The 17,958-nt window shown below is 64.3% G+C and carries 15 protein-coding genes; 9 read left to right on the forward strand and 6 right to left on the reverse strand.

The features are described 5' to 3' along the window. Positions 1–42 precede the first annotated feature (42 nt). The 4 genes from ACVILI_RS12395 to murA form a co-directional block, all read right to left on the reverse strand. Entirely contained in the window at positions 43–1,560 is a 1,518-nt protein-coding gene (locus ACVILI_RS12395; RefSeq protein ID WP_038645214.1) for an ABC transporter substrate-binding protein, read from the reverse strand. A gap of 173 nt (positions 1,561–1,733) precedes the next feature. Continuing rightward, the gene (murQ, locus tag ACVILI_RS12400) at positions 1,734–2,657 is read right to left on the reverse strand and encodes an N-acetylmuramic acid 6-phosphate etherase (RefSeq protein ID WP_038645216.1); all 924 of its coding nucleotides are present in this window, start codon (positions 2,655–2,657) and stop codon (positions 1,734–1,736) included. Positions 2,658–2,827: 170 nt separating this feature from the next. Next, the gene (locus ACVILI_RS12405; RefSeq protein WP_038645218.1) at positions 2,828–3,706 is read right to left on the reverse strand and encodes an N-acetylglucosamine kinase; all 879 of its coding nucleotides are present in this window, start codon (positions 3,704–3,706) and stop codon (positions 2,828–2,830) included. Then, positions 3,703–4,959 (reverse strand): UDP-N-acetylglucosamine 1-carboxyvinyltransferase, encoded by a 1,257-nt coding sequence (murA, locus tag ACVILI_RS12410; RefSeq protein WP_038645220.1) that lies wholly within the window; start codon positions 4,957–4,959, stop codon positions 3,703–3,705. Before murA ends, ACVILI_RS12405 begins: the two co-directional genes overlap by 4 nt. A 164-nt stretch (positions 4,960–5,123) precedes the next feature. Here murA and ACVILI_RS12415 point away from each other — a divergent pair, with 164 nt between their 5' ends. Beyond that, the gene (locus ACVILI_RS12415; protein WP_038645222.1) at positions 5,124–5,984 is read left to right on the forward strand and encodes a MurR/RpiR family transcriptional regulator; all 861 of its coding nucleotides are present in this window, start codon (positions 5,124–5,126) and stop codon (positions 5,982–5,984) included. Positions 5,985–5,988: 4 nt separating this feature from the next. On the opposite strand, the gene ACVILI_RS12420 is transcribed toward ACVILI_RS12415, so the two are convergent. Both ACVILI_RS12420 and ACVILI_RS12425 read right to left on the reverse strand, forming a co-directional pair. Then, positions 5,989–7,344 carry a glutamine synthetase family protein gene (locus ACVILI_RS12420; RefSeq protein ID WP_038645224.1) on the reverse strand — a complete coding sequence of 452 codons (1,356 nt, stop codon included), beginning with the start codon at positions 7,342–7,344 and terminating at the stop codon, positions 5,989–5,991. A 275-nt stretch (positions 7,345–7,619) separates the two neighbouring features. After that, positions 7,620–8,333 carry a GntR family transcriptional regulator gene (locus tag ACVILI_RS12425; protein WP_457102459.1) on the reverse strand — a complete coding sequence of 238 codons (714 nt, stop codon included), beginning with the start codon at positions 8,331–8,333 and terminating at the stop codon, positions 7,620–7,622. A 391-nt stretch (positions 8,334–8,724) separates the two neighbouring features. Here ACVILI_RS12425 and ftsZ point away from each other — a divergent pair, with 391 nt between their 5' ends. The 8 genes from ftsZ to ACVILI_RS12465 all read left to right on the forward strand — a co-directional run bounded on the left by ftsZ (position 8,725) and on the right by ACVILI_RS12465 (position 17,952). Continuing rightward, a complete protein-coding gene (gene ftsZ, locus ACVILI_RS12430) occupies positions 8,725–9,762 on the forward strand; it encodes a cell division protein FtsZ (protein WP_019856808.1) in 1,038 nt (345 codons plus the stop codon). A 47-nt stretch (positions 9,763–9,809) separates the two neighbouring features. After that, entirely contained in the window at positions 9,810–10,808 is a 999-nt protein-coding gene (locus ACVILI_RS12435; RefSeq protein WP_240565005.1) for an ABC transporter substrate-binding protein, read from the forward strand. Between the two features lie 146 nt (positions 10,809–10,954). Then, the gene (locus ACVILI_RS12440) at positions 10,955–11,800 is read left to right on the forward strand and encodes a carbohydrate ABC transporter permease (protein ID WP_019856811.1); all 846 of its coding nucleotides are present in this window, start codon (positions 10,955–10,957) and stop codon (positions 11,798–11,800) included. Then, positions 11,797–12,642: a carbohydrate ABC transporter permease gene (locus ACVILI_RS12445; protein WP_038645225.1), complete on the forward strand. Its 846-nt coding sequence runs from the start codon at positions 11,797–11,799 to the stop codon at positions 12,640–12,642. Before ACVILI_RS12440 ends, ACVILI_RS12445 begins: the two co-directional genes overlap by 4 nt. A gap of 21 nt (positions 12,643–12,663) precedes the next feature. Then, positions 12,664–13,704 (forward strand): ABC transporter ATP-binding protein, encoded by a 1,041-nt coding sequence (locus ACVILI_RS12450; protein ID WP_240565004.1) that lies wholly within the window; start codon positions 12,664–12,666, stop codon positions 13,702–13,704. 22 nt (positions 13,705–13,726) lie between these two features. Then, the gene (locus ACVILI_RS12455) at positions 13,727–15,007 is read left to right on the forward strand and encodes an MGH1-like glycoside hydrolase domain-containing protein (protein ID WP_038652291.1); all 1,281 of its coding nucleotides are present in this window, start codon (positions 13,727–13,729) and stop codon (positions 15,005–15,007) included. Between the two features lie 123 nt (positions 15,008–15,130). Then, positions 15,131–16,516: an SWIM zinc finger family protein gene (locus ACVILI_RS12460; protein ID WP_240565003.1), complete on the forward strand. Its 1,386-nt coding sequence runs from the start codon at positions 15,131–15,133 to the stop codon at positions 16,514–16,516. Continuing rightward, entirely contained in the window at positions 16,513–17,952 is a 1,440-nt protein-coding gene (locus ACVILI_RS12465) for a DUF5691 domain-containing protein (protein ID WP_038645230.1), read from the forward strand. The genes ACVILI_RS12460 and ACVILI_RS12465 overlap by 4 nt, the downstream gene beginning before the upstream one ends. Positions 17,953–17,958: the final 6 nt, after the last annotated feature.

Here is a 17,958-nt window from a genome sequence, read left to right on the forward strand (position 1 = left end):
ATAATTCACGCGAAAAGTCCTCTCGTCCAATGCCTGCCGAGGCTACTGCTGGATGGTAACCTTGCTCAGGCTGAACAGAGTGCCCGTCGGCGTCGGCACGAAGCCGGCGATGTTCTTCTGCTGGGCCGTGTAGCTATAGGAGGTGTAGAGCCAGATCCACGGCGACATCTCGGCGAGGTGCTTCTCGAATGCAGCGAAGATCGCCTTGCGTTTGGCCGGGTCGGTCTCGGCGCGCCCCTGCTGCATCTGGCTGTCCAGCGTGTCGTCGATGTAGTTGGCTACCTTCTGCAGATTGCCGGCCTTGGTCCAGTAGCGGTTGTACATGGTGTAGGGGTCGGCGCGGCCGCCGTTGAGCGCGATCGCCATGTCGAAATCGCCCTTCAGCCAGGCGTCGACATAGACGTTGAGCTCCATCATCTTGATGTCGAGCTTGACGCCGATTTCGGCGAGCTGTGACTGGATGACCTGGGCCTCCGCAGCCGCCGTCGGCGGCTCGCCGGTGGCGCCGATCACTGTTGCCGAAAAGCCGTCGGCAAAGCCGGCCTCGGCCATCAGCTTCTTGGCCTTTTCGACATCGCGCTTGTAGCAGAACAGCTGGGTCGGATCGGTGGCGAGCGCCGGGATGGTCAGCGGTCCGGTGACCTTGCCTTCGCCGAGCGATGCGGTGTCCAGCACCTCTTGCCGGTCGATGGCGCAGGAGATCGCCTGGCGCACCTTGAGCTCGGTCATCGGCTTGCGCGACGGGTTGAGCTGCAGCACGTGATAGGCAAGCACCGGTACGCGATTCAACTGCAGGCTGGCCTCCTTCGGCACCAGCGTCGCGACCAGCGGGTCGTTGAGCAGGGCGAAATCGATCTGCTTGGTGCGCATGGCGGCCAGGATCGCCGCTTCGTCGGGCAGCACGCTGATCTCGATGCCGTCGACACCGGTAGCACCCCCCGCCCAATCCTTGTTGGCGCTCAAGACTTCCTTGGCGTTGGGGTCCCATTTGTCGAGCTTGAACGGGCCCGAGCCGACCGCCTTAGTGCCGATCGAGCCGGCCTTTATCTCGGCTGCGGGAACGATGGCCGCGTTGACGTCGCTCATCGCCGTCAGGATCGGCACGTCGGGCTGCGATAGATGGAATACGACGGTGGCCGCATCAGGTGTGTCGATGCTGGCGATCGACAGGAAATTGGCGCGGGCGGCCGCGCCCGTCTTCTCGTCGAGGATGCGCTCGAACGAGGCTTTGACGTCAGCGGAGGTGACGGCCTTGCCGTCCTGAAATTTCGCCTTGGGATCGAGCTTGAAGGTCAGTTCCTTGCCGTCCTTCGAGAATTCCCAGGAAGTGGCGATTGCCGGAATGATCTGCAGGCTGGCATCGACGCGCACCAGCGGCTCATAGATCAGTTCCAGGAGCCGCAGCGACGAGAAGGCCGTTTGCTTGTGCGGATCAAGCCCGGTGGCGTCCTGCGACCACGCCATGTGCAGCGTCGCGGCCTGCGTCGAAACCACAGCCATGCCGAGCATCGCGGCAACCGTGATGCCCGACAGCAATGTTCTTGTGAGATGCCTTGTCATTTCCGTCTCCCATTATGATTTGACTTGATGCCTTGCAGTTTCCGCCGACCGCTTCCAAGACACACATGCTTCGGAGTATCGGCCCAGTCTATGCGGCTTCACGCCGTCTTGTCTAAAGCGGCTTCTTGCCGTCTTGTCTAAAGCGGCTTGTTGCCGTCTTGTCCCGGGCGGCTTCATGCCGTCCCATCGCCGATTGCCTTTCGCAGGAAGCCTCCGGCCTTGCCGAGGGCAGTTCGCGCCGCCTCGACATCAAGGCCGGTGATCGTCACCAGTATCGCCAGCTTCACGTCATTGTTTGTCAGATGGAGTGCTTGTTTGGCCTGCTGCGCCGAACACCCGGCGGTCTGCATGACGATCCTGGTTGCCCGCGCCACCAGCTTCTTGTTGGACGGGTTGAGGTCCACCATCAGATTTTCATAGCTCTTGCCGATGCGGATCATCGAGGCGGTGGTCAGCATGTTGAGCACCAGCTTCTGCGCGGTTCCCGACTTCAGCCGCGTCGATCCGGTGAGCACTTCCGGGCCGACGACCGGCGAGATGGCGATGTCGGCGATGCCGGCAATGGTCGATGCCGGATTGCACGACAGGGCAACCGTGGTTGCGCCGACCTGCTTGGCATAGTTCAGTCCGCCGATAACGTAAGGCGTGCGCCCGCTGACCGCGATGCCGACCACCACGTCGTTCCGTACTAGTCCGATCTCCTGCAGCACCTTCGCGCCCATTTTCGGATCATCCTCGGCGCCTTCCGTCGACCGCACCAAGGCGTCCGGACCGCCGGCGATCAGGCCGATCACCATGCCCTCGGGCACGCCGAAGGTGGGCGGACATTCCGAAGCGTCGAGAACGCCGAGCCGGCCACTGGTGCCGGCGCCGATATAGATCAGTCTTGCGCCCTTCTGGAAGGCAAGAACGATCCGGTCGACGGCCGCGGCGATTTCCGGCAGCACCTTTTCAACAGCAGCCGGGACAAGCCTGTCCTCATCATTGATCTTGCGCAGCACGTCGATGGTCGGCAGCAGGTCGATATCCATTGTCCGCGGGTTGCGGCCTTCGGAAACCAGCAGGTCCAGCTCAGACATCAAACCTTGCTCGGTCATTCCAGCGCTTTCAAAAATTCTGCTGCCGGCGTCCGGCATGGCTCAACGGGCGCCAGGGCACACGGACGTCTGATCCGTCATCACAGTCTTTCTTTGTTAACTTTCTAGAATTGGATATTCGTATCGTCAACAGGAGATTGGAATATTTTATTCCTATCTCTTTGCTAAGCCTACAATACGCGGGGCGATCTCTTGGCAAGGATGATCGCGCCGGATACGGCGTCGCCGTCGGCGGGCTTCAGGCGGCGCCTTACATCGGGCGAAAGCCACGGTTCGAGCGGGCTGGCGAGGCCACCCAGCAAGGTCACGCGAGGCGCGCCTTTTTCGAACAGCACCCGCACCAGCGTGTCGATCTGCTCGGCGGCATTTTGCACGATGCGCCGCCCGGCTGGATCGCCCTGGTCGGCATGGCGCATGACCATCGGCGCCAGAGCGGCGTAATCCGTGGCGCTGGCGCGATCCATCCAGGCGACCGCCGCCATCGGGTCACCCTCGAAACGTTGCATCACCTCCGCCAGCAGCGCCGTCCGCTCGTGCCGGCCGTCATGACCGCGCAACGCCATTTGCACGGCTTTCAGCCCAAGATGGGCGCCGCTGCCTTCGTCGGAGATCGGAAAGCCGTAACCGCCGACGCGCAGGTCACGCCCCTCGACAAAGCCGAGGCCGATCGAACCGGTGCCGGCAATGACGATGGCGCCGTCCTGACCGGAATGCGCGCCCAGGCAGGCGCCGACGCCGTCGCTGACGAAATCGATGCTGGCAAACGGGTGCGCGATTGCCCGCAACGCCTCCAGCGCGCCCTTGCGGCCAATGCCGGCAAGCCCGATGCCGGCGTGGGTCCGAGCGATTTCGGTCGGTCCAAAGCCAGCCTCCGCGATCGCCGCGCCAAACGCTTTGGCAATCGAGGCCCATGCCGCGTCAATGCCAAGCCGCGTCGTCGCCGGGCCGGACAAGCCTTGTCCCAGCACGTTGCCGTCCGCGTCTTCGATACGAGCCCGGCAGCCGGTGCCGCCGCCATCGACGCCGAGAAGATAGTCAGCGCCGCTCATGCGCTCAGCCGCTCGATGTCGGCGCCGCAAAGGCGGAGCTTGCGGTCGAGTTGCTCATAGCCACGGTCGAGATGATAGACGCGGTTGATAATCGTCTCGCCTTCGCTCACCAATGCCGCCAGCACCAGCGACACCGAAGCGCGCAGGTCGGTGGCCATCACCTGCGCGCCATGCAGCTTCTCGCCGCCGCGCACCAAAGCCATTGTGCCTTGCAACTTGATGTTGGCGCCGAGCCGCATCAGTTCGGGCACATGCATGAAGCGGTTCTCGAAGATGGTTTCGCGCAGCAGCGACGCACCCTCGGCGCAGCACATCAGCGCCATGAACTGCGCCTGCAGGTCGGTCGGAAAGCCCGGATAGGGTTCCGTCGTGAGATCGGCGGCCTTGAGCGGCCGCTCGCGCGACACGATGAGCCCGCGATCGCCGGGCCAGACGCTGACGCCGGTGGCTTCCAGCAATTGCACCACCGAGGCCATGTGCTCGAGCCGGGCGTGTGTGAGCTCAAGCTGGCCGCCGGTGATCGCCGCGGCGATCGCATAGGTGCCGGCCTCGATGCGGTCCGGAATGATGTCGTGCCGGGCCGCGTGCCAACCGGTGTCGCCGGCGATCAGGATGCGGTGCGTGCCGGCGCCTTCGATGCGTGCGCCCATGGCGTTGAGGCAAGCGGCGAGATCGGCCACCTCGGGCTCGCGCGCCGCGTTGAGGATCTCGGTTTCGCCCTTGGCGGTGGTTGCCGCCATGATGGCGGTTTCCGTTGCCCCGACGGACGGCGAGCTGAGCACGATGCGCGTTCCGGTCAGCCCGTTCGGCGCCGAGGCGACGATCAGGCCGTTCTCGACGGCGATCTTGGCGCCGAGTGCCGCGAGTGCGGCGACATGCATGTCCACCGGCCGCGCACCGATGGCGCAGCCGCCCGGCAGCGAAACCCGGGCGTGGCCGAACCGGGCGAGCAGCGGCGCCAGAACGAGCACCGTCGCGCGCATTTTGCGCACCGTGTCATAGGACGTTTCCTTCGAAACGGCGGCATTGGTGTCGATCGTCGCGGCATGGGCCGATCGCGTCACGTCGGCGCCGTGAAGCCGCACAACGCCCAGCATGTTCTCGACATCGGTCACATCAGGCAAATTGGTCAGTTCGAGCGGGTAGGGGCTGAGCAGGGCGGCCGCGATCTGCGGCAAGGCAGCGTTCTTGGCGCCGGAAATGGTGACCGCGCCTTCCAGTCTTCGTCCGCCGACGATCCGCAATCTGTCCATGGCTAAACCCTCGTATGGCGAAAGCCGGGCGGCGGTCCGGTCGCTCCGGAAGAGCCATTCGATTCCCGAACCTGGCCGGTTCGAGAATTAATTCTGCGTTCTTGGCTGTCAATCGAAATTGGAATATTTTATTCCTCCGAGCACCGAAGCGCTGCAGAGGGTCCATGTCCGTTCTCAAGAAGATCAATGCGAAGCTCGACGGCATGGCGCCAGGCGATCGCGAGATCGGCCAGTACATCGTCGACAATCCCGACCAGATGCTGCGCCTGTCGACGGCAGCGCTTGCCGCCGAGATCGGGCGCAGTCAGTCGAGCGTCGTCAAGTTCAGCCAGAAGCTCGGCTATGCCAGCTACCAGGAGCTCAAGCTCGCCGTCAGCGAGGCCAAGGCGCAGGACTGGCAGGTGCCGGCCGGCGTCATCCATGGCTCGATCGAGGTCGGCGACACCTATCCGGTCATCCTCAAGAAACTGATCGGCAGCAAACTTCTGTCGATGCAGCAGACCGTCGCCGCCAACAGCGAGCGCATCATTTCCCGGACGCTGGAGCTGCTGGATGGCGCGCGCCGCATTCATCTGGTCGGCGTCGGCGCCTCGTCGCTGGTGGCGCGCGATTTCTCCTACAAGCTGATGAAGCTCGGCCGCAACGTGCTGCATGACAGCGACAGCCACATCCAGATGGCCAATGCCGCGACGCTCGGGCCTGGCGACGTGCTGTTCGCGCTCTCCTATTCCGGCGCCAGCATCGAAACCTTGCGCATCGCCGAACTCGCCGCCAAGCGCGGGACGACGGTGATCGCCGTCACCGGCCTGCACGACAATCCGCTGAGCCGGGTCGCCGACATCCGCCTCTACACCATCGCCGACGAGGAGCGCGCGCGCTCCTCCTCCATCACCGCGCGCGATGCGCAGCTGACGCTGACCGATCTGCTGTTCATCCTTTTGCTGCAGAAGCAGCCCGACGCCAACGACTATGTCCACAACAGCGAAGCGGCGGTCTCGGTGCTGAAGGCCGAGCGGTCCTCGTAAGGTCTCAGACGCTTTCGAGATAGGTCTCGATCTCGAAATCGCTGACGTTGAGAGCAAACGTATTCAACTCCTGGCGTTTGCAGGCGACGAAGGACTCGCGCAGGATCGCTGGGAAAATCTCCGCCACATGTGTCCCGCTTTCGAAGGTGGCGATCGCCGAGGCCCAGTCCGGCGGCAGCTTGGCTGGTGCCGCGCCTTGGCCGTCGCTCCCGGTCGGCTCGCCCGGCGACATCTGCCTTTCGATGCCGATCAGGGCCGCGCCCAGTATGGCGGCAAGCACCAGATAGGGATTGGCATCCGCGCCCGACACGCGATGCTCGATGCGGCGCGCCCCGGTCGGGCCGCCGGGAATGCGGATCGCGACCATGCGGTTCTCGTAACCCCAGGCGACCGCGGTCGGCGCATAGGAACGCGGGCGGAGCCTGCGGTAGGAATTGAAGTGCGGTGCGAACACCAGCGTGCTCTCGGCCATCGCCGCCAGCAGCCCGCCGACCGCGTGGCGCATCGTTTCCGAGCCCTGATCGGTGCCGTCGTCGAACACATTGCGCCCTTCGGCGTCGACAAGGCTGAAATGGACGTGAAAGCCGTTGCCGGCGCGGTCGCCATAGGGCTTGGCCATGAAGCAGGCGGCAAAGCCGTGCTTGCGGGCAATGCCCTTCACCGTGCGCTTGAACAGCACCGCGTCGTCGGCCGCCCGCAGCGCGTCGGCGACATGGTTTAGATTGATCTCGAACTGGCCGACGCCATTTTCGGCAATGGCCGTGTCGACCGGAATGCCTTGCGCCCGGCAGGCTTCGTAAACGTCATGAATAAAGGCTTCGAAATCGTCGATCTCATCGATCGACAGCGCTGCGTCGGAATCGAGACGCCGCCCGGTGACCGGTGACACCGGCCCGACCGGCCGCTGCGATTGCGGATCGACCAGATAGAATTCGAGTTCGGTTGCCGCGACCGGGGTCAGGCCGAGCGCCTTGTAGCGGTCGAGGATGCGGGCCAGCGCCCGCCGGGGATCGCCGAGATAGGGCGCGCCGCTTTCATCGGCGAGCCAGAGCGGGACAAGTGCCGTCGGATGCGCCGTCCAGTCCACCGGCAGAATGCCGCGTCCCGTCCATTGGCAGAGGCCATCGGCATCGCCGGTCGAGAAAACCAGACTGTTGCCTTCGATGTCCTCGCCCCAGATGTCGAGCCCGATCAGCGAATAGGGCATGCGCAGCTTGCCGTCCAGCGCCTTGCGGGCCTGCTCCACGGGTATGCGTTTTCCTCGCATGACGCCGTTGAGGTCGCACACCGCCGCCCTCAGGCTCTGTATGTCGCTTCTGCTTTCAAGCCAGCTCAGAACGTCCGCAATTGCATCGCTCAATTTTAAAACCTCTGGTTTTCGAAGGTGCCCAAGCCCTGCCGGCTGCGCTATCCCTGGTAAAAATGCTTGTGAGTTTTCGGAAAGCCTATCCAGCCACTGCCGGATATTTTTCCTTATTTTTTCAAGTCACTAGCTGGGATGTCGGGAGGCATTTCAAAACCAATTGCGCGATCTGCGATCGCAACATAGAGGCTAGGAGGCGGAAAGCCAAGGGGCATTCGGCATGCCGGCTTTGCCGCCGGGCAGGCCTGATCGGCCTTTGGGTCGAGCGACTATCACCCGGCGATCCTAGCGCCCGGCGCCCGGAAATCTGGCCTGGCGCAGGATGTGCGCCGCGCCTTCTTCGATGTCGCGCACGATGGCTGAGCGGGCGCGGGCGCGGCATCCTGCGCCTCGATCGCGGCGACGACTTCCTCATGATAGTCGATGTCGAGGATGGAGGAGAGATCGTCCTCGAACCCCATGGCGAGGTTCCTGAGGAAGGGGCCGACCTGCATCCACACGGTCTCGATCAGGAAGATCATCTGTTCGTTGCCGCAATGGCGATAGATCGAGAATTTGAAGGCGTAATTCTTCCTGAGATAATCGTCGATATCGCCCTCGCGCGCCGCCAGGGTCAATTCGCTGCTGTGGCGCCGGATCGCCCGCAGATTGTTGCCGTTGATGCGCTTTGTCGCGAGCTCGGTCGCCGAGCCTTCCAGGATCGTGCGCACGGCGGTCAATTGCGAAAACCGTTCGGCCGAAATGACAGGCACCTCGACGCTGCCGTTCGGCATCGGGCTCAGCGCCCGCAATGCCTGCAGCCGCATGAAAGCGCTGCGCACCGGCATGTCGCTGGTGCCGAGTTCCTTGGCGAGCCTGCGTGATGTCAGCTTCTGGCCCGGCGTGAACTGGCCGGACATCAGCGCCCGCACAAGCTCCAGATAGACCTTCTCATGCAGGGGTACGCTGTCGATGGCGCTCAACCCGAATTGTGTTCTGTCGGCCATTGGCGGGGGCGCTACTTCATTCGTTCTGAAATCTGGCCTGACGACGGCAGCCGCAGGTGATCCTGATTGGGCCGAGCACGGCGGGCGCCGAAGTCAGCGATATATCGGCGCATGATAGACGCCTCAATCGTTACGCGGCAAGCCGTTAGCAATGCGGCCAAGGGCAGGTCGCGCGGCACGATTCCGGCGCACGCGGTAGCCGCGTAGCGGTTTGCAATATCGCGATCACAAATCTTGACCTTGCGCGCACTTGCACGTCCGGCCGCTCTCTGGCTTTTTGGGGCACCCATCCGAACGGACTGATTCGCGTCATGCCGCTCGATTGCAATGTCTTGCAGACAGTCTGCTCGTGGGTCGTGAAGCGCGCGCAATTGGCGAAGGAGAAGCAGGCATGGCCGAGTTCAAGAAGCCGGAAATCTCCGAGATGAGGCCCAAGATCACCGTTATCGGTGTCGGCGGCGGCGGCGGCAACGCCATCAACAACATGATCGCGGAGCAGCTTCAGGGAACCGAATTCATTGCCGCCAACACCGATGCCCAGGCGCTGACCATGTCGAAGGCGACGCGGCTGATCCAGCTTGGCGCGCACGTCACCGAAGGCCTTGGTGCCGGATCGCTGCCTGAGATCGGCCGTGCCGCCGCCGAGGAATCGCTCGACGAGATCATGGATCATCTGGCCGGCACGCATATGTGCTTCGTCACCGCCGGCATGGGCGGCGGCACCGGAACCGGCGCTGCCCCGGTCATTGCCCAGGCGGCACGCAAGGCCGGCATACTGACGGTGGGTGTCGTTACCAAGCCCTTCACCTTCGAGGGCCGGCGCCGCATGCAGATGGCCGAGGAGGGCATCGAGCGGCTGCGCGAAGCCGCCGACACGGTGATCGTCATCCCGAACCAGAACCTGTTCCGCATCGCCGATGCCAAGACCACCTTCGCCGACGCGTTCGTCATCGCCGACCGGGTGCTTTATTCCGGCGTCAGCTGCATCACCGATCTCATCGTCAAGGAAGGTCTGATCAATCTCGATTTTGCCGACGTCAAATCGGTCATGCGCGGCATGGGCCGCGCCATGATGGGAACCGGCGAGGCGTCGGGCGAAAGCCGGGCGATGAAAGCGGCTGAAGCCGCGATCGCCAACCCGCTGCTCGACGAAGTGTCGATGAAGGGCGCCAAGGGCGTGCTGGTCTCGATATCGGGCGGCCGCGACATGACCCTGTTCGAGGTCGACGAGGCCGCCACCCGCATCCGCGAGGAGGTCTACGAGGATGCCGACATCATCGTCGGCGCTATCTTCGACAAGAGCATGGAAGGCCGCTTCAGGGTCTCGGTGGTGGCGACGGGTCTCGACCGTGCGCTCGGCGTGGGCGACGCCGATGCCGGCATCGCGCATGACCATTCCATGCCGTCCGCCGCAAGGATCTTGCAGTAGCTTTTTCTCTTCGAATTTAAGGGAGCCTCGGGCAGGCGGCCTGCGGAATGACGCAGGCGCGCTGCATTCGCTTGCGCTCCCCACTTTGGCCAAAACGGCCATTCAACGAGGCCTACAAGAAACTCGGCATGCTCGGCACCGGCGAACAGAAATATATGCCCTGGATGCAGGCCACCTATCTGATGGCCGCCAACAAGCAGGCGCTGCAATATCTGCCGGCGGGCACCGATCTCAACACCATCACCTATGACCAGCTGATCGAATGGTCGAAGAATATCGCCGAAAAGACCGGGTCGCCGAAATTCGGCTTTCCGGCCGGCCCCAAGGGGCTGAAGCATCGCTTCTTCGAGGGCTTTCTCTATCCGTCCTACACCGGTTCGATGGTCACGAAATTCCGTTCGGCCGAGGCCGAGACGGCGTGGAACAAGTTCAAGGAATTGTGGCAGTACACCAACCCGAACTCGACCAACTACGCCTTCATGCAGGAGCCGCTGCTCTCGGGCGAAGTCTGGGTGGCGTTCGACCATGTCGCGCGGCTCGCCGACGCCTTCAACAAAAAGCCCGACGACTTCGTCGCCTTCCCGGCGCCGGCCGGGCCTGCCGGTCGCGGCTTCATGCCGGTCGTGGCCGGCGTCGCCATTCCGAAGACCTCGCCGGACATGGACAAGGCCAAGGCGCTGGTTGCCTATATGCTGAAGCCTGAAACCCAGATCGCCACGCTCAAGGCGACCAATTTCTTTCCGGTCCTCGACGTCAAGCTGCCCGACGACATGCCGGCCTCGGTGAAGGCGTTCGGCCCGGCGATCGCCACCATGACCGCTGCACCCGACGCGCGGCCGGCGCTGCTGCCGATGGGGCTCGGGGACCTCGGCGGCAAGTTCAACCAGGTCTACACCGACAGCTTCGAGCGCATCGTACTCGGCGGCGAAGATGTCCATGGCGTGCTCGGCGAAGAAGCAGCGGCGCTCAAGGCGATCATCGACCAGTCGAAGGCGCCGTGCTGGGCGCCCGACAAGCCATCCGCCGGCGCTTGCCCGGTCGATTAGACCATGATCCCGAAAAGTGGAAACCGGTTTTCGGAAAAGATCATGGTCAAACAAAAGTAGGAACCTCCCGAGGGTGCGCCCGGAGTTTGTTGCACTCCGGGCGCCCAGACCGCAGCACTCGACCGCAGCACGCGAAGGACACCACCATGCACGGCAAGGCTCTGCCCTATCTGCTGCTGATGCCGGCGACCTTGTTCCTGTGCATCTTCTTCCTCTACCCATTCGCGCTGGTCGCCTTCGAGGCGGTGAGCCGCGACGGCGCCTTCACCCTCGACAATTTCCGCACCATGGCCGGCAGCTGGAAATTCCCAGTCACCGTCCGCAATACGCTGCTGCTGGCGGCCATCGTCGTGCCGATCCAGCTGGTCATGGCGTTGCTGATGGCGAGCGTGGTGTCGCGGCTGGAGACCGGGCGCAGCGCGGCCCTCTATGTCTTTGCAATTCCGCTCGGCATTTCCGATCTCGCCGCCGGCCTGATCTGGCTCGCCATCTTCGATCAGTCCGGCTTCCTCAACACGCTGCTTTCGAGCCTCGGCGTCGTCGACAGGCCGGTCATGTTCCTCGGCTACCAGAGCAAGCTGACCATCTTCATCGCCGTGGCGCTGGCCGAGATCTGGCGGGCCACGGCAATCATGATGGTCATCCTTGTTGCCGGCATGGGCCTGATCCCCAAGGAATATTACGAGGCGGCCGAGGTGTTCGGGGCAAGCCCGTGGCAGCGCTTCCGGCGTATCACGCTGCCATTGCTGCGCCCCAGCCTGCAGACGGCGATCATACTGCGCGTCATCCTCGCCTTCGAGGTTTTCGCCGTGGTCGCAGCCCTTGGCGGCACCAACCTGCCGGTGCTGATGGGCGAAACCTACAACTGGCAATTCACGCTGCAGGACCGCAATGTCGCCGCCGCCTCGGCGCTGCTCATCCTCGCCATCTCGATCGGCTTCACGCTGTTTTTCCTCAGGGTGCTGCGTGTGCCCAAGGAAGCACGGATATGAACGCCATCACCGAACCGCCGGTTGCGGCGACAGCCGACGCACGCAAGGCCGGCGACTGGCTGCTGGTCGCTACCGCCATCCTGCTTTGCGTCTGGGTGCTGCTGCCGATCTATCTCTTGATCGTCAACGCGCTGTCGTCGCCCGACCAGGTGACGGCTTTCCCGAAGCGCTTCTTCCCGTCCTTCGATCTCGGCAGCCTCTCGTTCTTCATCAATTTCGCCGGCGTCGCCCGAGCGCTGTGGAACTCGGTGCTCGTCGCCACGCTGACGATGATCCTGGCCATCGGCTTCGGCGCGCCGGCCGGTTACGCGCTGTCGCGCTTCGATTTTCCGGGAAAGGGCGCGTTCCGCTTCCTGGTGCTGATGACCCGCGCCTTCCCGCTGCCGCTTCTGGCGCTGCCGCTGGCAGTGATGTTCATCCGCACTGGCCTCGACGACACCGCCATCGGGCTGGCGCTGGTGCACACCACGCTGGCGCTGCCGTTCGCCGTACTGATCACCTTCTCGCTGTTTTCCGGCATTCCCGTCGAGCTCGAGGAGGCGGCCTGGACGCTCGGCTGCACGCGCTGGCAGGCGTTCCGCAAGGTGATCCTGCCGCTGGCGCTGCCCGGCATCGCCGCCTCGGCGGTGTTTGCCTTCACCATCTCCTGGAACGAGGTATTCGCGGCCGCCGTGCTGACCATCGAAAACCGCACGCTGACTGCGTTCCTGCTGCAGAGCCTTGGTGAATCGCCGCTTTATCTCAAATTCGCCGGCGGCGCGGCGCTGGTCGTGCCGGCGCTGATCTTCATCGTCGCCGTCCGCAAATACCTTTTCGCCATGTGGGGGATCGCCAACCGATGACCCGTTATACGGAGACGGCCCATGGCTGAAATCGCAATCAAGGGCGTGGCCAAGCGCTTCGGCGGCTTCACAGCGCTGCACCAGGTCGACCTCGCAATATCAGACCAGGAATTCATGGTGCTGCTCGGCGCATCGGGCTGCGGCAAGACCACGCTGCTCAGGATCGTCGCCGGGCTGGAGACGCCGAGCCAGGGCGAGGTCTGGATCGGCGGCCGCCGCGTCGACCATCTGCCGCCGCGCGAGCGCGGCATCGCCATGGTGTTCCAGAACTATGCCGTCTTTCCGCATCTGACCGTGTTCGAGAACATCGCCTTCGGCCTGCGCATGAAGAAATTGCCGCAGCAGGAGGTCGAGCGCCGCGTCAACCGCACCGCCGAACTCATGCATATCGAGCAGTTGCTGAAGCGCTATTCCGGCCAATTGTCCGGCGGCCAGCGCCAGCGTGTCGCGGTCGCACGCGCGCTCGCCATGGAGCCCGACGTCATCCTGATGGACGAGCCGCTGTCGAACCTAGACGCGCTGCTGCGGCTGGAAATGCGCGCCGAGCTCAAGGGCGTGCTCGCCGCGTCGAAGACCACCACCATCTATGTGACTCACGACCAGGTCGAGGCGATGAGCCTTGCCGACCGCATCGCCGTCATGCATCAGGGCCGCATCGTCCAGGCGGCCTCGCCGGTCGAGGTCTACCGCAATCCGGCCGCGCGTTTCGTCGGCTCCTTCATCGGTAATCCGCCGATGAATTTTATCCCGGCGGCCAAGGCCGCGAACGGCAGCTGGACCGTTGCCGGACTGACGCTGTCGGGCCCGAAGTCGGACAAGCCAAGAATAGAATTCGCCATCCGTCCCGAGGATGTCGATGCGGGCGGCGAGGGCTTGCGCGCCACGGTGCGCGTCATCGAGCCGCTCGGGCCGCACACGCTGGTTACCTGCGATGTCGAGGGCGGCCTGTTCCGCGCCATCCTGGACTCCAACGCCAGCGTTCAGGTCGGCGACGACCTGCGCCTGGCTCCCAAACCCGACCGCATCCGCTGGTTCGATCCCGAAACCACCAATGCCCTTTGACGCCGAAAGCCCTGAAACGCCCATGACTGTTTCCGCCACCAGTGACATCATCGCCCGCGCCGTCGAGGTGCTGAAAGAGAACGACCAGGGCGCCTACACCGTCCCGACAAAGGGTCTCTACCCCTTCCAGTGGAACTGGGATTCCTGCCTGACCGCGCTCGGCCTTGCCCACTACGACGAGGCGCGCGCCTGGACCGAAATGGAGACCTTGTTCGCGCATCAGTGGCCGGACGGCATGGTGCCGCACATCGTCTTTCATGTCTGGAACGACGGCTATTTTCCCGGCCCCGAGGTCTGGCGGACTGGCCGTCCGACAGCGACGTCCGGCATCACCCAGCCGGCGGTCGCCGGCTTTGCCGCGCGCCGCCTGTTCGACCGGGCGAACGACAAGAAATTGGCTGCGGAGCGAGCTCGCGCGCTGTTGCCGAAAATCGATGCCTGGCACCGCTGGTTCTATGAGAACCGCGATCCCAAGGGAGAGGGGCTGGTCGCTATCATCCATCCCTGGGAGTCCGGCCGCGACAATTCCATCGACTGGGACGATGCCTTCGAGCGCGTGCCGACCGAAGGCGTCGAGCCCTACACCCGCCGCGACACCTTGCACGCCGATCCGGCGCATCGGCCAACGCGCGAGCAGTATGACCGCTACATCTGGCTGGTTCAGCATTTTCGCGGACTCGGTTGGGACAATGCCAGGCTGCATGACGCCTCGCCCTTCCAGGTCGTCGATCCCGGCTTCAACGCCATCCTGATCCGCGCCGCGGCCGATCTTGCCGATCTCGCCGAGGAACTGGGCGAAACCGAAATTGCCGCGGCCAACCGCGCCCGCGCGCAAAAGGGCCTGGCGGCCATGGAGCGGCTGTGGAGCGAGGCGCGTGGCCAATACGTCTGCCTCGACCGCGTCACCGGCGATTTGATCGATAGCGCGTCGGTGGGCGGCCTCCTGCCGGCCTTCGCGGCCATCCCCAAGCCTCGTGCCGCCGCAATCGCCGCAACCGTCGAACGCCTTGCCGGCAAGGCACGCTATGTCGTGCCGTCGCATGATCCCGGCGATCCGCTCTTCGACGCCAAGCGCTATTGGCGCGGCCCGGTCTGGCTGGTGGTCAACTACATGATATCAGATGGCCTAGCCGCCGCCGGCCACGGTAAGGTCGCGCAACGCATCACCCAGTCCAGCCTGGATCTGATCCGGGAAAGCGGTTTTGCCGAATATTACGACCCTCTCACCGGCGAGCCGCTCGGCGGCGGCCGCTTCACCTGGACGGCGGCAATGGTGATAGAGTTTCTGCGCAACGCCAGTTGAGTGCTTGCAGCCCGCTGTATCGACCTCTATCCCTCTGCTGCTACAAGAATCCGTCATATCGGGCCATCTATACTGGCGACCGGAATTCGTTCGAGCGACGAGAGGCGCGGCTTGGAATTTGACTTGAAAACCATCGAAGCGCTCGCGCCCGACCAGGCGTCGTTGAGCGCGGCGTCCAAGTTGACCAAGCAATCGAACTGGCCACGGCTCGAAAAGAACGAAGAACTGGCGCTTATCTGGGGCGAATGCCAGGGCTCCGGCTCCAACCCCTATCGCGTCGTCGTCGACACCAGCGACCACGGCTACAAATGCACCTGTCCGTCGCGGAAATTTCCCTGCAAGCACACTTTGGCGCTGATGTGGATCGCCGCCACCGCGCCAGCGAGTTTCGCCGCCGCCGGCTCGACGCCGGAATGGGTGAACGATTGGCTCGGCCGTCGCAGGAAGACCACATCGCCGCCGGTTGCACCGACGCCCGGCGCGGCAGGCAAGAGCATCGGCGAGGCCTCGCTTAACGACGAAGGCGCCGCTGTCGAGGACGCAGCCGCGATCGAACGCCGGGAGACGGCGCAGCGCAAGCGCGCCGAGGATACGCGGTCCTCGGTCTCGGCGGCTTTGGACGAACTCGATCAATGGATATCGGATCAGCTACGGCTTGGTCTTGTAGGCTTTGTCGACAACAGCAGTGATCGGTGCCGCCGCATTGCGGCGCGGCTGGTCGACATGAAGGCGACGGCGCTTGCTGGCCGCATCGATGAGATTCCGTCCCGGCTGATGGGTCTGCGCAGCGAGGAACGGCCAGACGCCGCAATCCGCGAACTCGGCAAGCTCGTGCTGCTGGCCAAGGCCTGGCGACAGGCACCTGACGACGCCGAACTGAGGCGGCTGGTGTCCACTTCCGAAAGCCGCGAGCAGGTGCTCGCCAATCCCGACGCGATCCAGGTCGAAAGCCTCTGGGAGGTGCTCGGCGAAAAGATCGAGACGCGCCGTGACGGCCTTGTCAGTCATTCGACCTGGCTGCTCGACCTGAAGAGCGCCGCCCCGCGATTTGCTCTCCTGCTCGACTATTTCCCGGCCTCGGCCGGTCGCCGGTCTAACGCCTTCACGCCGGGCGATCGCTTCGATGCAACGCTCGTCTTTTATCCCGCGCGCCAGCCCTTGCGGGCGCTGGTTGCGGAGCGCAGGGGCGACGTCACGTCAGGGCAATGGCCGGATTTCGGCTTGGGCGCAGCCGATCCGCTCGCGGCCCATGTCGCTCACCAGGACACGGCCCCCTGGCTCACCGATTGCCCTGTCCTGTTGCCCCCCGGCGCGATCCTGCTGGACGATCGGGGGGACGCCTGGTGGCAATCCACTGACGATCCGCACGGCATCGCCTTGCCGATCGCCGATACCATCAGTCCCACGCTGCTTGGTCTCGACCTAGCGGCAACGGCAGCGGTTTGGAGCGGCGGCCGGCTTCATCTTCTGGCGGCGCAAAGCGGCTTCGGGAGGCTTGATCTGTCGTGAACGAGATCGAGCAGACAGGCCTTGCGACCATGCGCGATTGCTGGATCACCGGCGGAACGAGCTTTGAGCTGGCTCCGGCCACTTGGAAGGAGTTCGTCGCCGGTGCCAGCCCCGACGAGCGTGAGCGCCGATTGCTGGCGATCGCCGCACAAGCCCTCGAAATCGCCTTGCGGCCGGCCGCGCCGAAGACGCTGAAGCGTCGCCCGCCGCTGCCTGAACTCGCCTTGCCGATGCTGCCGGGGCGGCTGCGGCCGCTGTTGCGGGCGGCGCTGAAACACGCCGACGACGCAAGGGGCAAGTCGCGCGTGGTGGCCCTCGTCGCCAGCCGCGGCTTCGTGCTGCATCCGATGGACTGGATGCCGGCCGCGTCGGATCAGACCAGTCCGGATGTCTATGCACCCTGGATCGACTGGCAGGCGGGCGTCGACGGCGAAAAACGCACGAGCCGGGAGCAACTGACGGCTGAGAATTGGGACGAATTCTATCCCGCCGCGCGCCGCAGTGCGCTGGCCGACATGCGCCGCACAGCACCCGCTGTGGCCCGGCAACTGATCGAGACCAAGGGATCAAGCGAACCAGCCGAGATCAGGCTTGTGCTCATTGCGCTCATGCATTTCGGCCTGGGCGCCGGTGACGTGCCGTTCCTGAAAAGCCTGTCCGCCGACCGCTCCGGCAAGGTGCGCGAATTGGCCGGCCGGATGCTGGCGCGGTTGGGCGAGCATGGCCAGCCAGGCGATGGCGGGCCGGGAGATCCAACAGCCGAACTCGCCGCCTTCATCACGGAAGGCAAATCCGGCTTCATCCGCCGCCGCACCACCTACGCGCCGGCGAAGCTGAAATCCCCGGCGCAGGAGCGGCGCCGCGCCGAACTGTTCGAGACCTGGAACCTGATCGACCTCGCAGCGCGCTTCGGCGTCACCGAAGCCGACTTCATAGGCGCGTGGCAGTTCGGCGCCGACAACAATGTCGATATCCTAGTCTCCCGCATGGTCGCCGCGTCGGGCAGCGACGCTGCGGTCGCGCACATGGCCGACACGCTTGCCGCCGAGGGCGGCAAGCCGGCGCTTTTCGCCCTGCATTTGATGCCGCGCCTGGACAGTCGCAGGCAGCGGGACCTGATCAGGCTGATCTTGAAGGACACGTATTATCTCGGTGCGCTCAGCCTGGCCGAGGGCGTCGAGGCAGGCTGGCTGGACTGGGCCGACCTGACCAACGGCAAGACGCTGCCGGCACTGTGCGCTGCCGTCGCGGGAAACGATGAGGCCGCAAAGCGCGGCGCCGACCAGCTTCTGGAAACGCTGGGCTTTCTCGCCACCGCCGCGGCGTCGGAAAGATTGATCGGCGATGTCGTCACGGCCGGCATGGCGCCGGCAGCACCTTCTCTTGGTCTTCTGCGCCTCAACGCATCCCTGGCAGGGCCTTCAACCGACACATGATCAATC

This window comes from Mesorhizobium sp. USDA 4775 (assembly GCF_054062655.1).

What these genes read in the sequence shown, in the direction of transcription:
- ACVILI_RS12395 (WP_038645214.1), bottom strand. Translation starts at nt 1,560, where the DNA reads ATGACAAGGCATCTCACAAGAACATTGCTGTCGGGCATCACGGTTGCC.
- murQ (WP_038645216.1), bottom strand. Translation starts at nt 2,657, where the DNA reads ATGACCGAGCAAGGTTTGATGTCTGAGCTGGACCTGCTGGTTTCCGAA.
- ACVILI_RS12405 (WP_038645218.1), bottom strand. Translation starts at nt 3,706, where the DNA reads ATGAGCGGCGCTGACTATCTTCTCGGCGTCGATGGCGGCGGCACCGGC.
- murA (WP_038645220.1), bottom strand. Translation starts at nt 4,959, where the DNA reads ATGGACAGATTGCGGATCGTCGGCGGACGAAGACTGGAAGGCGCGGTC.
- ACVILI_RS12415 (WP_038645222.1), top strand. Translation starts at nt 5,124, where the DNA reads ATGTCCGTTCTCAAGAAGATCAATGCGAAGCTCGACGGCATGGCGCCA.
- ACVILI_RS12425 (WP_457102459.1), bottom strand. Translation starts at nt 8,333, where the DNA reads ATGGCCGACAGAACACAATTCGGGTTGAGCGCCATCGACAGCGTACCC.
- ftsZ (WP_019856808.1), top strand. Translation starts at nt 8,725, where the DNA reads ATGGCCGAGTTCAAGAAGCCGGAAATCTCCGAGATGAGGCCCAAGATC.
- ACVILI_RS12435 (WP_240565005.1), top strand. Translation starts at nt 9,810, where the DNA reads ATGACGCAGGCGCGCTGCATTCGCTTGCGCTCCCCACTTTGGCCAAAA.
- ACVILI_RS12440 (WP_019856811.1), top strand. Translation starts at nt 10,955, where the DNA reads ATGCACGGCAAGGCTCTGCCCTATCTGCTGCTGATGCCGGCGACCTTG.
- ACVILI_RS12445 (WP_038645225.1), top strand. Translation starts at nt 11,797, where the DNA reads ATGAACGCCATCACCGAACCGCCGGTTGCGGCGACAGCCGACGCACGC.
- ACVILI_RS12450 (WP_240565004.1), top strand. Translation starts at nt 12,664, where the DNA reads ATGGCTGAAATCGCAATCAAGGGCGTGGCCAAGCGCTTCGGCGGCTTC.
- ACVILI_RS12455 (WP_038652291.1), top strand. Translation starts at nt 13,727, where the DNA reads ATGACTGTTTCCGCCACCAGTGACATCATCGCCCGCGCCGTCGAGGTG.